At 70.4% G+C, this 14173-nt stretch carries 13 protein-coding genes; 8 read left to right on the forward strand and 5 right to left on the reverse strand.

The features are described 5' to 3' along the window. Positions 1-190: 190 nt before the first annotated feature. Entirely contained in the window at positions 191-1582 is a 1392-nt protein-coding gene (locus E4622_RS06725) for an MFS transporter (RefSeq protein ID WP_134739244.1), read from the reverse strand. Beyond that, a complete protein-coding gene (locus E4622_RS06730) occupies positions 1579-2391 on the reverse strand; it encodes a glycerophosphodiester phosphodiesterase (protein ID WP_134739245.1) in 813 nt (270 codons plus the stop codon). The genes E4622_RS06725 and E4622_RS06730 overlap by 4 nt, the downstream gene beginning before the upstream one ends. Before the next feature lie 191 nt (positions 2392-2582). On the opposite strand from E4622_RS06730, the gene E4622_RS06735 reads away from it, so the two are divergent. Further along, positions 2583-2837: a zf-TFIIB domain-containing protein gene (locus E4622_RS06735; protein WP_167735988.1), complete on the forward strand. Its 255-nt coding sequence runs from the start codon at positions 2583-2585 to the stop codon at positions 2835-2837. A gap of 120 nt (positions 2838-2957) precedes the next feature. Here E4622_RS06735 and E4622_RS06740 read toward each other — a convergent pair whose 3' ends face one another. Next, positions 2958-4484, reverse strand: coding sequence for a UDP-N-acetylglucosamine 1-carboxyvinyltransferase (locus E4622_RS06740; protein ID WP_134739247.1), 1527 nt, complete (start codon positions 4482-4484; stop codon positions 2958-2960). Between the two features lie 104 nt (positions 4485-4588). Between E4622_RS06740 and E4622_RS06745 the strand changes: the two genes are divergently transcribed. Further along, positions 4589-5605: a zinc-dependent alcohol dehydrogenase family protein gene (locus tag E4622_RS06745; RefSeq protein ID WP_134739248.1), complete on the forward strand. Its 1017-nt coding sequence runs from the start codon at positions 4589-4591 to the stop codon at positions 5603-5605. A gap of 52 nt (positions 5606-5657) precedes the next feature. Next, positions 5658-5915, forward strand: a complete 258-nt coding sequence (locus E4622_RS06750; RefSeq protein WP_134739249.1) for a DUF3072 domain-containing protein — start codon at positions 5658-5660, stop codon at positions 5913-5915. A 4-nt stretch (positions 5916-5919) separates the two neighbouring features. On the opposite strand, the gene E4622_RS06755 is transcribed toward E4622_RS06750, so the two are convergent. Beyond that, positions 5920-6372 (reverse strand): VanZ family protein, encoded by a 453-nt coding sequence (locus tag E4622_RS06755; protein WP_134739250.1) that lies wholly within the window; start codon positions 6370-6372, stop codon positions 5920-5922. Positions 6373-6545: 173 nt separating this feature from the next. Between E4622_RS06755 and E4622_RS06760 the strand changes: the two genes are divergently transcribed. Next, the gene (locus tag E4622_RS06760; protein ID WP_134739251.1) at positions 6546-8903 is read left to right on the forward strand and encodes an excinuclease ABC subunit UvrA; all 2358 of its coding nucleotides are present in this window, start codon (positions 6546-6548) and stop codon (positions 8901-8903) included. An 87-nt stretch (positions 8904-8990) separates the two neighbouring features. Here the strand turns inward: E4622_RS06760 and E4622_RS06765 are convergent, their stop codons facing one another. After that, positions 8991-9710 carry a VOC family protein gene (locus E4622_RS06765; protein WP_134739252.1) on the reverse strand — a complete coding sequence of 240 codons (720 nt, stop codon included), beginning with the start codon at positions 9708-9710 and terminating at the stop codon, positions 8991-8993. A gap of 214 nt (positions 9711-9924) precedes the next feature. Here E4622_RS06765 and E4622_RS06770 point away from each other — a divergent pair, with 214 nt between their 5' ends. The 4 genes from E4622_RS06770 to E4622_RS06785 all read left to right on the forward strand — a co-directional run bounded on the left by E4622_RS06770 (position 9925) and on the right by E4622_RS06785 (position 14169). Then, complete coding sequence (locus E4622_RS06770; RefSeq protein WP_209021800.1) at positions 9925-10953, forward strand: LacI family DNA-binding transcriptional regulator; 1029 nt, start codon at positions 9925-9927, stop codon at positions 10951-10953. A 73-nt stretch (positions 10954-11026) separates the two neighbouring features. Beyond that, the gene (locus E4622_RS06775; RefSeq protein WP_134739254.1) at positions 11027-12307 is read left to right on the forward strand and encodes an extracellular solute-binding protein; all 1281 of its coding nucleotides are present in this window, start codon (positions 11027-11029) and stop codon (positions 12305-12307) included. A 10-nt stretch (positions 12308-12317) separates the two neighbouring features. Beyond that, positions 12318-13253 (forward strand): sugar ABC transporter permease, encoded by a 936-nt coding sequence (locus tag E4622_RS06780; RefSeq protein WP_245155911.1) that lies wholly within the window; start codon positions 12318-12320, stop codon positions 13251-13253. 1 nt (position 13254) lies between these two features. Further along, on the forward strand, positions 13255-14169 hold the full coding sequence (locus E4622_RS06785) for a carbohydrate ABC transporter permease (protein ID WP_167735989.1): 915 nt from the start codon (positions 13255-13257) through the stop codon (positions 14167-14169). The last annotated feature ends 4 nt before the right edge of the window (positions 14170-14173 follow it).

Here is a 14173-nt window from a genome sequence, read left to right on the forward strand (position 1 = left end):
TCTGTTCAACGTTAGCGAGGGGCCCAAAGATTCCGGCAATTGCCGCCGACCCCGCCTCGCTCCGCCGGGGGCGCTGTCACGTCTCCTGGGGGCCTGAACCCTTGCGGTTTGGTCACCAACCGCACGTTCGGGAGCCTCGAACCTGCGGTCTGTGACCAAACCGCAAGGGGTGTGAGCCGAGCCGAGGGGCTCAGACCACCTGCGGGACGACGTTGCCGGCGTCCTCGATGCCGCGGCGCGGGTCGACGCGGTAGAGCAGGGCGCCGCCGACGACGAAGAACAAGATGAGCGCGAAGATCGCCGGCCGGTAGGAGTCGGTGACCTGGTGGACCACACCGAACACCAGCGTGCCCAGCCAGCTCGTGCCGCGCTCGCAGGCCTGGTAGAGCGAGAAGTACTCCGCCTCCCTCCCGCGGGGGATGAGCTGGCTGAAGAAGGAGCGCGACAGCGCCTGGGTGCCGCCGAGCACGATGCCGATCCCCACGGCCAACCCGAGGAACATCGCGAGGTTCTTCTCGGGGATGAAGTAGCCGACGGTCACGATGACCATCCAGATCACGAGGCCGACCAGGATGATCTTGCGGCTGCCGCTGCGCGCGGCGAGCCTGCCGAAGAGCAGAGCGCCGAAGAAGGCCACGAACTGCACCAGGAGGATCGTCGCGATGAGCACCGAGGTGCCGAAGCCGAGCTCCTTGTCGCCGTAGATCGACGCCGAGGCGATGACGGTCTGGATGCCGTCGTTGTAGAAGAGGTAGGCCAGCAGGAAGGTCAGCGTCATCGGATAGTTGCGCATGTCCTTCAACGTGGCGCCCAGCTGCCCGAAGCTCTGCCGCACCAGCCCGCCCGGCTCGCGCTCGACGGCCACCGGCTCGCGGTTGCGGATGACGCGGTAGGGGATGAAGGTGAACGCCGCCCACCAGATCGCCGCGGAGAGCATGCTGACCCGCACGGCCATGCCGGTGCTCATGCCCAGGGAGTCGTGCAGGGTCACGACGGCGAGGTTGACGGCCAGCAGCAGCCCGCCGCCGAGGTAGCCCATCGCCCAGCCGCGCGACGACACGCGGTCGCGCTCGTCGGGCTCGGCGATCTGGCACAGGATCGCGTCGTAGACGACCAGCGACGAGCCCAGGCAGATGTTGGCGATGAAGAGCAGCAGCACCCCGAGCTGCCAGTTGTCGCCGGCGACGAAGAACATGCAGCCGGCCGCCAGGCTGCCGGCCCAGGCGAAGCCCGCCATGATGTTCTTCTTCTTGGCCGACCGGTCCGCCATCGCGCCCACGATCGGCAGCAGCAGGGCCGAGAAGATGGTCGCGACCGTGACGACGTAGAAGACCAGCGAGCCCGGCGAGATCCCCAGGCCGAGGACCTGCAGGTTGTCGGTGCACTTCAGGCCCTTGTCCTCGTCGGTGACGAAGCCGCAGGCGGCCTGCTCGGCGACCGAGGTGAGGTACGGCGCGAAGAGGACCGTGGCGATCGTGGTGACGTAGGCGCTGTTGGCCCAGTCGTACCAGTACCAGGCCCTCTGCTCCCGGGCGCGGTTGAGCGGTCCGAGATCGGCGACACCGCTGGTCTGGGTCGTCATGTGGTCTCCCTCCATTGGCCGCGCTGCTGGAGCACGGTCTTGAGCAGATCGGTGCGGTCGGTGAAGAGGCCGTCGACGCCGCGGTCGAGCAGCTCGGTCATCTCGGCGGGGGCGTCGACGGTCCAGACGTGGACGTGCCGCCCGGCGGCGTGCGCGCGGCGTACGAGCCCGCGGGTGGCGATGACCACCCGACGCCGACGGTGCGGGATCTGCAGGGCGGCCACGCGGCGGCGGGTCAGCAGGTGCGCGAGACGGCCGCTGGGCAGCAGGCGGAACGCCACGACCTCGAACGGGTGCGCCGAGGTGGGCACCCGGCCGTGGGTCAGCTTGCGGAAGTGCTGCAGCCGGCGCGCCTTGAAGGAGCCCACGAGGACGCGGTCCCAGGCGTCGTGCGCCGCGACGAAGTCGGCCAGCGCCGGCACGGCCGCGTCGGACTTGAGGTCGATGTTGAACCGCGCGTGCGGAAACTCCTCGAACAGCATCTCCAGCGTCGGGACCTGCTCACGACCGCCGACCAGTGCCTGGCGTACCTCCTCGTACGTCGCCGAGGCGACGCTGCCCGTGCGGTCGGTGACCCGGTCGAGCACGTCGTCGTGGAAGGCCAGGAGCACGCCGTCGCGGGTGAGGTGCACGTCGGTCTCGAGGTAGTCGTAGCCGAGCGCGACGGCGTGCCGGAAGGCCGCGGCGGTGTTCTCCAGGCCCTCGATCTCCGGGTGGTAGACCCCGCCCCGGTGCGCGAACGCCAGCACGGACCCTGGCTGCGCCTGGACCTCGTCGAGGAAGGCGAACCCCGTCAGCGGTGACGTCACGGGGTGCAGTATCCACCTCGCGGCTGCAATTTCGTGGCGGCTCGTGAGACCTGGTCGAGATCGCCTCCCGGCGGCCTCGCGTCCCCGCTGTCGGAGGGGCCTTCCGCGGCAGGTGTCTGGACCGGTGCGAGGGCCGCGGCGCGCGTCCGCCACCGTCGTGCGTGGAGGTCTACGGTCGGAGGATGGAGTCCATGAGCTGTCCTCGTTGCGGCGCCGACATGGTGTCGCGTGCGCTCGGCGGCGGTGAGGTGAGCCAGTGCCCCGAGGGGCACGGCGTCTTCCTGTCGCGCCTCGACCTCGGTGCGCTCACCGAGGCCGAGCTCGACTGGCACCGGCACGCCGGCCAGCACACCGCGCCCCTGCCGCGGATCACCGCCGACATGACCGAGGCGCCGCCGACCACGCGCGCGCCTGCCCGGGCCTGGGTCGAGACCCTCTTCGACTGAGCCTGGGCTCGTCACCCCTGCGGTTTGGTCACCAACCGCACGTTCGAGGCGCTCAGACGTGCGGTCTGTGACCAAACCGCAGGGGTCGCCGACCGACGGCCGGCGACCCTGCGGCCGACGTCAGATGTCGCGGAACGTCTCGATGGAGGCACCCAGCTGGTTGAGGCGCTCGGCGAGGTCCTCGTAGCCGCGGTGGATGACGTAGGTGCCGCGCAGGACCGAGGTGCCGCGCGAGGCCAGCATCGCGAGCAGGACGACCACCGCCGGCCGCAGGGCGGGCGGGCACATGAGCTCGGCGCCGGTCCAGTGCGTCGGGCCCTCGATCATCACGCGGTGCGGGTCGAGCAGCTGGACGTGCCCACCGAGCTTGTTGAGGTCGGTGAGGTAGATCGCCCGGTTGTCGTAGACCCAGTCGTGGAGGTAGGTCTGCCCCTCGGCCGTGGCCGCGATGACCGCGAAGAACGGCAGGTTGTCGATGTTGAGGCCGGGGAACGGCATCGGGTGGATCTTGTCCAGCGGCGCGTGCAGGTCCGAGGGACGGGTGGTCAGGTCGACCAGGCGCGTGGCGCCGTTGGCGGCGACGTACTCCTCGGTGCGGTCGTAGCTCAGCCCCATCTCCTCCAGCAGCGCCAGCTCGATCTCGAGGAACTCGATGGGCACCCGGCGGATCGTGATCGACGACTTGGTGACGATCGCGGCCGCGAGCAGCGACATCGCCTCGATCGGGTCCTCGCTGGGGGAGTAGTCCACGTCCACGTCGATCACCTCCTTGCCGGTGACGGTGAGCGTCGTGGTGCCGATGCCCGCAACCTCGACGCCGAGGCGCTGGAGGTAGAAGCACAGGTCCTGGACCATGTAGTTGGACGAGGCGTTGCGGATGATCGTCGTGCCGGGGTGCAGCGCGGCGGCCATCAGCGCGTTCTCGGTGACGGTGTCGCCGCGCTCGGTGAGCACGATCGGCCGCCCCGGCTCGATCGCCCGGTTGACCTGCGCGTGGTAGGAGCCCTCGGTCGCCTTGACCTCGAGACCGAAGGGCCGCAGCGCCGACATGTGGGGCTCGACGGTGCGGGTGCCGAGGTTGCAGCCGCCGGCGTAGGGCAGGTCGAAGGCGTCCGAGCGGTGCAGCAGGGGGCCCAGGAACATGATGATCGAGCGCGTACGGCGGGCAGCCTCCTCGTCGATGTGGCCCAGGTCGAGCTCCTTGGGCGGGACGATCTCGAGGTCGTTCTGGTCGTTGAGCCACTTGGTCTGCACGCCGAGGCTGTTGAGCACTTCGAGCAGGCGGTTGACCTCCTCGATGCGCGCGACCTTGCGCAGCGTGGTGCGCCCGCGGTTGAGCAGGGTCGCGCACAGGAGGGCGACGCCGGCGTTCTTGGAGGTCTTGACGTCGATGGAGCCCGAGAGCGTCGTGGGACCCGTGACCCGCAGGTGGGTGGGTCCGGCGCCGAGCGCGACGATCTCGGAGTCGAGGGCCTCGCCGATGCGGGCCAGCATCTCCAGGGAGAGGTTCTGGTGGCCCTTCTCGATCCGGTTGATCGCGCTCTGGCTGGTGTTGAGCAGCGAGGCGAGCTGGTGCTGGGTGAGTCCGCGGTGCTTGCGCGCGTCGCGGATCAGGTGACCGATCCGGCCCTTGTAGTCCAATGCCATATCTTCACGGTAACTCACATGTGAGATAAGGCAAACACGCTGGCCGCGGGCGCGTCGCGCCGCCCCAGCGGGGCCGCGGCGGCACGGGTGGGAGGATGGATCGCATGCGCGCCACCACCCTCCACGGCCCCGGTGACATCCGCGTCTCCGAGGTGCCCGACCCGGTCCTGCAGAGCCCCACCGACGCCATCGTCAAGGTCACCGCCGGCTGCGTCTGCGGCTCGGACCTGTGGCCCTACCGGGGCGAGAGCGACTTCGAGGCTGGCAGCACGATCGGGCACGAGTGCCTCGGCGTGGTGGAGGAGGTCGGCTCCGAGGTGACGTCGTTCCGGCCGGGGGACCACGTGATCGTGCCGTTCTGCCACTGCGACAACACCTGCGCCCACTGCGTCGCCGGAGTCCAGTCCGCGTGCACCAACCTGGGCATGACGACCAGCGGGCAGGGCGAGTACGCCCTGGTGACCCAGGCCGAGGGCAGCCTGGTCAAGCTCGACGGCGCCCCCGACCCCGCGCTGGTGCCCTCCCTGCTCGCGCTCTCCGACGTCATGCCGACCGGCTGGCACGCCGCGGTCGCGGCCGGCGTCCCGGAGGGCGGCACGGTCGTCGTCGTCGGCGACGGCGCCGTGGGCCTCTGCGGGGTGCTCGCTGCCTCCGTCATGGGCGCGGAGAAGGTCATCGCGATGTCGCGACACGAGTCGCGCCAGCAGATCGCGACGGCCTTCGGCGCCACCCACCTGGTCGCGGCACGCGGCCGTGAGGGGGCCGCCGAGGTCAAGGAGATCACCGGCGGCATCGGCGCCGACGCCGTCCTCGAGTGCGTCGGCACCGGGGAGGCGATGGGCACCGCCTTCGCCGTGGCGCGACCCGGCTCGACCGTCGGCTTCGTGGGCGTGCCCCACGGGGTGGAGCTTCCGGTGGGGCGGATGTTCCAGAAGAACGTCGGACTGCGCGGCGGCATGGCCCCCGTGCGCCGCTACCTGCCCGAGCTGCTCGACCACGTCCTCGCGGGGCGGATGGACCCGGGCCGGGTCTTCGACCTCACGCTGCCGCTCGACCAGGCCGCCGAGGCCTACCGCGCCATGGACGAGCGGCGGGCGATCAAGGTGCTCCTCGAGCCCTGACCGGCGCCGGATCGGCACTTGACCTGTCGGCACCGCGCGCTACGGTGGGACCATGACTGATTCGAACACACATTCGACCGCGGCCGCCGAGCCCGGCGAGACCGACGTCCTGGGCGGCGACTCCGGCAACACCACCGAGAAGGACCCCTCCGACTGGGTCACCGGCGACGAGCCGATGACCGGTGCGCAGCGCAGCTACCTCGACAAGCTGGCGCGCGACGCGGGGGAGACGCTGACCGCCGACCTCACCAAGGCCGAGGCCTCCGAGCAGATCGACCGCCTCCAGGACGAGACCGACCAGACGTCGTAGGTCCTCAGCGAGCCGTGGCCGGCACCCTGCGGCGTCGTCGTCGCCGCAGGGTGGCGGGCGCCGTCAGCACGAGCGCCACGGCGATGCCGATGAGGCCGCCGACGGTGTTGGCGAGCAGGTCCCGGTCGTCGGAGACGCGGCCGGGGATCTGCCGCTGCGCGGTCTCGATGGCGACGGTCAGCGCGAAGGAGCCGATCCCGGCCAGCCACCACTGCCCGGCGCCGAGGAGCAGCAGCAGGAACATCCCGATCGGCACGAACAGCGCGATGTTGGCCAGGAACTCCAGGCGGGCGTAGTCGACCGACTCGGCGTACCCGCGGCGGTGCAGTGCGTCGAGGGCGCGGAGGATCAGCTGCTCGTCGTCGGCGCCGATGGGCTGCGGGGTGAGCGTCAGCCACGCGACGAACGCGAGGTAGCCGCCGGTCAGCAGGCTCAGGAACGGGTGTCGGTGCAGCATCCCGCCAGTGTGCCGGTCCGGGCGCAGAACGCCGTGCTCCTGCGCGCGCCACTCGGCGGGGCGGATGTCACACTCCGCCGCGCTCAGCCGTCGGCGATGAGGACGACCGGCGAGGGCGGTCAACAGCCCTAGTCTGGGCGCCGCGCCCCGGAGAGCACCACGGATGGAGACCCATGAGCACGCACCCCGCCGACCGCCACCACCTGATCCGAGTCCAGGGAGCCCGCGTCAACAACCTGCGCGACGTCAGCGTCGAGATCCCCAAGCGGCGCCTCACGGTGTTCACCGGAGTCTCGGGGTCCGGGAAGAGCTCGCTGGTGTTCGCGACGATCGCCGCGGAGTCGCAGCGGATGATCAACGAGACCTACAGCGCGTTCGTGCAGGGCTTCATGCCCTCGCTGTCGCGTCCGGAGGTGGACCTGCTCGAGGGCCTCACCACCGCGATCATCGTCGACCAGGAGCGCATGGGCGCCAACCCGCGCTCCACCGTGGGGACGGCCACCGACGCCCATGCGATGCTGCGGATCCTGTTCAGCCGCCTCGGCACGCCGTACGTCGGACCGCCCACGGCGTTCTCCTTCAACGTGCCCACCCGCAAGGCCAGCGGGGTCATGTCGACCGACAAGGGCGGCCGGGTCGAGAAGAGCGTGGTCAAGGACGCGGTCTACCTCGGCGGCATGTGCCCGCGCTGCGAGGGCATGGGCAACGTCAGCGACATCGACCTGACCGCGCTCTACGACGAGACGAAGTCGCTGAGCGAGGGGGCGTTGACGATCCCGGGGTACTCCATGGACGGCTGGTACGGCCGGCTCTTCGAGGGCGTCGGACTGCCGATGGACAAGCCCCTCGCGTCATTCAGCAAGAAGCAGCTCGACACGATGCTCCACGCCGAGCCGACCAAGATCAAGGTCGAGGGCATCAACCTGACCTTCGAGGGGATCATCCCCAAGATCCAGAAGTCGATGCTGTCCAAGGACCCCGAGGCGATGCAGCCCCACGTACGCCGGTTCGTCGAGCGGGCGGTCGCCTTCCAGACCTGTCCCGAGTGCGAGGGCACGCGGCTGACGAAGGAGGCGCTCGGCTCGCGCATCGGCGGTCGCAACATCGCCGAGCTGAGCCGGATGCAGATCAGCGACCTGGCCGCGTGGGTCCGCGAGCTGGACGAGCCGTCCGTGGCGCCGCTGCTGCAGGGCCTGCGCCACCTGCTCGACTCGTTCACCGACATCGGTCTGGGCTACCTCTCGCTGGACCGACCCGCGGGGACGCTGTCCGGGGGAGAGGCGCAGCGCACCAAGATGATCCGCCACCTCGGGTCCTCGCTCACCGACGTCACCTACGTCTTCGACGAGCCCACCATCGGCCTGCACCCCCATGACATCGAGCGGATGAACCAGCTGCTGCTGCAGCTGCGCGACAAGGGCAACACCGTGCTGGTGGTCGAGCACAAGCCCGAGACGATCGCGATCGCCGACCACGTCGTCGACCTGGGACCGGGGGCCGGCTCCGGTGGCGGCGAGGTGTGCTTCGAGGGCACCGTGGAGGCCCTGCGCGGCAGCGACACGATCACCGGGCGGCACCTGGACGACCGGGCGACGCTCAAGGAGGTCGTCCGCGAGCCGTCGGGCTCGCTCGAGGTGCGGGGCGCGGCCACCCACAACCTGCGCGACGTCGACGTCGACGTGCCGCTCGGGGTGCTGTGCGTCGTCACCGGGGTGGCTGGCTCGGGGAAGAGCTCGCTCATCCACGGCTCCGTGGCCGGCCGCGAAGGCGTGGTGGTGATCGACCAGGGCGCGATCCGCGGCTCGCGGCGCAGCAACCCGGCGACGTACACGGGACTGCTGGAGCCGATCCGCAAGGCCTTCGCCAAGGCCAACGGCGTCAAGCCGGCGCTGTTCAGCTCCAACTCGGAGGGCGCGTGCCCCACGTGCAACGGCGCGGGGGTGATCTTCACCGAGCTGGGCGTCATGGCGACGGTCGAGTCGCCGTGCGAGGAGTGCGAGGGCCGGCGCTTCCAGGCGGCCGTGCTGGAGTACACGCTGGGTGGGCGGAACATCGCCGAGGTGCTGGCGATGTCGGTGACCGAGGCGGAGGCCTTCTTCGCCGACGGCGAGGCCCGGACGCCGGCCGCCCACAAGGTCCTGGAGCGCCTCGAGGACGTCGGTCTGGGCTACCTCAGCCTCGGCCAGCCCCTCAACACGCTCTCCGGCGGCGAGCGTCAGCGCCTCAAGCTGGCCACGCAGATGGCGGAGAAGGGCGACGTCTACGTCCTCGACGAGCCCACCACCGGCCTGCACCTCGCCGATGTCCAGAACCTGCTCGGCCTGCTCGACCGGCTGGTCGACTCCGGCCGGTCGGTGATCGTCATCGAGCACCACCAGGCGGTCATGGCCCACGCCGACTGGATCATCGACCTCGGCCCCGGCGCCGGCCACGACGGCGGCACCGTCGTCTTCGAGGGCACCCCCGCCGCCCTCGTCGCGGCCCGCTCGACGCTCACCGGCGAGCACCTGGCGGCGTACGTCGGCGGGTGACGGACGTTGCGGTTTGGTCACCAACCGCAGGTTCGCGGGCCTTCGGCGTGCGGTCTGTGACCAAACCGCAGGGGGTTGGGCCTCCGCCTAGGCGGAGGCGAGGACGCAGAGCTCGTTGCCGTCGGGGTCGGCCAGGACTACCCAGTCGACGTCGCCCTGGCCGATGTCGGCGTGGGTGGCGCCCAGAGAGAGCAGGCGCTCGACCTCCGCCTGCTGGTCGCCGTCGGCTGCCACGAGGTCGAAGTGGAGCCGGTTCTTGCCCATCTTGGTGCGCACCGGAGGGCCGCCCCAGGTGATCTTGGTTCCGCCGCGGGGCGACTGGATGGCGGTCTCCTCGTCCTGATCCCACACCAGCGGCCACCCAAGCGCCTGGCTCCAGAAGTAGCCGACCTGCTGGGTGCCGTCGCTGGAGATCGCGCCGATGAACCCGCAGCCGGCGAGGAAGTTGTTGCCCGGCTCGATCACGTCGAACTCGTTGCCCTCGGGGTCCGCGAGCACCACGTGCGTGGCGTCCGGCCCCTGCCCGATGTCGAGGCGGCGCGCGCCCAGGGCCAGCGCGCGCCCGACCGTCTCCTCCTGCTGCTCCAGCGACGTGCTGGTCAGGTCGAAGTGCATCTGGTTGGGCAGGGTCTTGGGCTCCTGGGTGCGCAGGAGCTGCAGTCGGAACCCCGCATCGTCAGGTGGCGTGAGGCTGACCAGGTCGGGGGAGGAGTGGCCGGTCTCCCACCCCAGGAGCCCGGCCCAGAACCGCCCGAGCGCCTGCGGGTCCAGTGCGTCGATCGAGAGTGCCGCCAGCCGCGCCGTCATGTCGTTGCTCCCATCCGGAGCCTGACTGGCTCCTGCCCGAGGGCGGACCGTCGCCGCCCCGAGGTGAGCCGCGAACCCTGCGGTTTGGTCACAGACCGCACGTTCGGAGGCCCGAGACGTGCGGTTGGTGACCAAACCACACGTCGACGGGAGACGGCAAAGGAATTGATGTGACCCTTGACACTCCCACCACTAAACCGGTTTAGTGACGAGCGTGACACGGCCGACGATCAACGACGTGGCCCGCGCGGCGGGGGTGTCGAAGGGTGCGGTGTCGTTCGCGTTCAACAACCGCCCGGGGATCGCGCCGGACACCCGCGACCGGATCCTGGAGACCGCCCGGTCGATGGGGTGGACGCCGAGCTCACGGGCCCGGGCGCTGTCGGTGTCGCGGTCGCTCGCGCTCGGCCTGGTCATCGCGCGGCCGCCCGAGACGCTGCGGTCCGACCCCTTCTTCCCGTCGTTCATCGCCGGGGTGGAGAGCGTGCTGGCCGAGGCCGGCTACGCGCTGCTGCTGCAGATCGTGCCCGCCGACGACGCCGGGCACGCGTCCTACCGGCGGCTGGCCGAGCAGGGGAGGGTCGACGGTGTCCTGCTCACCGATCTCCACGTCGACGACGACCGCCCGGCCCTGCTGGCCGAGGTGGGCCTGCCCGCGGTGATCGTCGGTCCCGACCTGGGTGAGGCGTTCTGGCCCGCGGTCGGGGTGGACGACGGCCCGGGCATCACCGCGGTCGTCGAGCACCTGGTGGGGCTGGGGCACACCAGCATCGCCCACGTCGGGGGCCCGTCGGCGATGGTGCACGGTCGCTCGCGGCGTACGGCGTGGGCCGCGGCGCTGGAGGCGGCCGGGCTCGAGCCGGGCCCGTTCGTGGAGGCCGACTTCTCCGCCGAGGCCGGGGCGAGCGCCACCACGCACCTGCTCGACCTCGCCGAGCCACCGACCGCGGTCGTCTACGCCAACGACCTGATGGCGATGGCCGGCCTCGCCGTGGCCGTCGCGCGGGGGGTCGACGTGCCCGGACAGCTGTCCATCGCCGGGTACGACGACACCGAGCTCGCGGCGCACCTCCAGCCGCCGCTCACCACGGTCACCACCGACGTCATCGGCTGGGGCCGGGCGGCCGCGACCCGGCTGCTCGACCTGGTCGAGCAGCGGCAGTCCGCGGACGTCCGCCTGGATCCGCCGCGCCTCGTCGTCCGGGGCTCCACCGGCCCCGCGCCCGCTCGACCCACCACCTGATCTCGCACCACGACACGCACCACCTCACGCACAGCCACCGCGCCGCGACAGCGACGCACTGATGGGAGACACCATGAGAACGAAGGCAATGGCAGCCGCGCTCGGCGCGCTGGCGCTCACGGTCGCGGCCTGCGGCGGCGACGGAGGCGGCTCCGGCGGGGCCGAGGACCACGGCGAGATCAAGGTCTGGCTCTCCAACAACCCCGAGGAGATCGCCTGGGGCCAGGCCATGGTCAAGGCCTGGAACGCCGACCACCCCGACGAGAAGATCACCGCCCAGGAGATCCCCGCGGGTCAGAGCTCCGAGGAGGTCATCGGCGCCGCGATCACCGCCGGCAACGCCCCCTGCCTGGTGTTCAACACCTCGCCGGCGGCCGTGCCGCAGTTCCAGAAGCAGGGCGGGCTCGTGTCGCTGGGGCAGTTCGACGGCGGCACCGACTACGTCGAGGAGCGCTCCGGCGACGTGGCGGAGCAGTACCAGTCGCCCGACGGGGAGTACTACCAGATCCCGTGGAAGGCCAACCCGGTCATGATCTTCTACAACAAGGACCTGATGAAGAAGGCCGGCGTCGACCCGGAGAACCCGCCGCTGGCGACGTACGACGAGTTCCTCGCCACCAGCAAGAAGATCGTCGACAGCAAGGCTGCGCAGGCGGCGATCTGGCCGGCGCCCACCAGCGAGTTCTTCCAGTCCTGGTTCGACTTCTACCCGCTCTACGCCGCCGAGACCGGCGGCACCCAGCTGGTCGAGGACGAGAAGGCGACGTTCGACTCCGACGAGGGCAAGGCCGTCGCCGACTTCTGGGCCACGATGTACAGCGAGGGCTACGCCCAGCAGGAGCCGTACAACGGTGACTCCTTCGCCGACGGGAAGGCCGCGATGTCGATCGTCGGCCCCTGGGCGATCGCCGTCTACGGTGACTCGGTCAACTGGGGCGCGGTGCCCGTGCCGACCTCCCAGGGCACGCCGGCCGAGGAGACCTACACCTTCTCCGACGCCAAGAACATCGCCCTCTACTCCGCCTGCGAGAACCAGGGCACGGCCTTCGACGTCCTGAAGTTCGCGACCAGCGAGGAGCAGGACGGCGCGCTGCTGGAGACCACCGGCCAGATGCCGATGCGCGAGGACCTGGCCGGCACCTACCCCGAGTACTTCGAGTCGCACCCCGAGTACGCCGTCTTCGCCGACCAGGCGTCGCGCACGGTCGAGGTGCCCAACGTGCCCAACTCGATCGAGATCTGGCAGGCCTTCCGTGACGCCTACAGCTCCTCGGTGATCTTCGGCGAGGAGTCCGTCGACGACGCCGTCGGCGCGGCGTCCGACGACGTCACCGAGCTCGCCGGCCAGGGCTGAGGCGGGCCGGGTGAGCACGCTGCAGGCGCCGCGGAGCACGGCGCGGACGCGGAAGGGGGCACCCGCGTGGGTGACGGCCGTCGTGGGCCGTCACCCGGTGGGGATGCTGCTGTCCGCGCCGTACGCCGTCTTCCTCGCGCTCGTGTTCGCCTGGCCGCTCGGCTTCGCGGTCTGGATCAGCTTCCACGACTACTTCTTCGCGGCGCCCGGGGCCCAGGTGGACCGGCCGTTCGTGGGGCTCGACAACTACCGCACGGTCCTGGCGGACCCGGACGTGCGGGAGTCGATGGTCAACGTCGGGGTCTTCCTCGTCATCAACGTCCCGCTCACGGTCGTGCTGTCCCTGGTGCTGGCCACCGCGCTCAACGGCGCGATCCGCGGCCGGACGTTTCTGCGGGTGGCCTACTACGTCCCCTACGTCACCGCCAGCGTGGCGCTCGTGGCCGTGTGGCTGTTCCTCTTCAGCGACGGCGGCATGGTCAACCAGATCCTGGGCCCGCTCGCGCCGGACCCGTCCTGGCTGGTCAACAGCACGCTGGCGATGCCGGTGATCGCGCTGTTCGTGACCTGGAAGCAGCTCGGCTTCTTCATCCTGCTCTACCTCGCCGCGCTGCAGAACGTGCCGAAGGAGCTCTACGAGTCCGCGGAGACCGACGGCGCCTCCAAACTGGGGGTGTTCCGCCACGTGACGGTGCCCGGTGTGCGACCGGCCACCCTGCTCGTGGTCATCCTGGCCACGATCACGGGCGCCAACCTCTTCACCGAGCCCTACCTGCTCACCAACGGCGGCGGGCCCAACGGAGCCTCCACATCACCGGTGCTCCTGATGTACCAGCGCGGCATCGAGCAGGGCAACCCCGACACCGCCTCCGCGATCGGCGTGATCCTGGTGATCCTCGTGCTGCTGATCTCGCTGGTGAACCGCCGACTGCTGGAGAGGGACTGACATGGCCGTCCACGACGTGCGAGACGTACGAGACGCGCCCGACGTGCCCGAGGAGCAGCACCACGCTTCCGCAGCCGAGAGGAAGCGCCTCGGCGTGAGGGGGGTCCTGCGCTACGTCGGGCTGTTCCTGGGCTCCGCGGTCTTCCTCTTCCCCTTCTACTACATGATTGTCGGCTCGCTGCAGAGGAAGCCGGACACCTCGGTGAAGGGGGCGTTCCCCACCGGCGGCTTCACTCTCGACAACTACACGCAGATCAACTCCCGGGTCGACCTCGTGCAGTCCCTGGTCAACTCGGGGATCTTCACCGGCGGCGTGCTCCTCGGCACGGTCGTGTTCGGCGTCCTGGCCGGCTACGCGCTGGCCCGTCTGGAGTTCCGCGGTCAGGGCACGCTGTTCGCCACGATGCTGCTGGTCCAGATCATCCCGTTCCAGCTGCTGATCATCCCTATCTACGTGATGATCGTGCGCACCTACGGCCTCGCCGACAGCTACCTCGGGATGATCCTGCCGTTCGCCATCAACTCGACGGCGGTGTTCATCTTCCGCCAGTTCTTCCGCCAGCTGCCCGAGGACCTGTTCTCGGCCGCCCGGCTCGACGGCGCCAGCGAGCTGCGGATCCTCTGGTCGGTGGCGCTGCCGCTGGTCCGCCCGGCGCTGGTCACCGCGGTCCTGCTCACCTTCATCGGGCCGTGGAACGAGTTCCTGTGGCCGTTCCTGGTCACCAAGGACACCAGCATGCAGCCGCTCGCGGTATCGCTGGCCAACTACATCAGCAACGTCGCCGGCCGCGCGGCCAACCCGTACGGCGCGATCCTCGCCGGGTCGGTCGTGCTGGCGGCACCCGCGGTGGCGCTGTTCATCGCCTTCCAGAAGCGGTTCACCGCCTCCGACATCGGCTCCGGGGTCAAGGGATGACCGC

Source organism: Nocardioides sp. 503 (assembly GCF_004522095.1).
Classification (GTDB): domain Bacteria; phylum Actinomycetota; class Actinomycetes; order Propionibacteriales; family Nocardioidaceae; genus Nocardioides.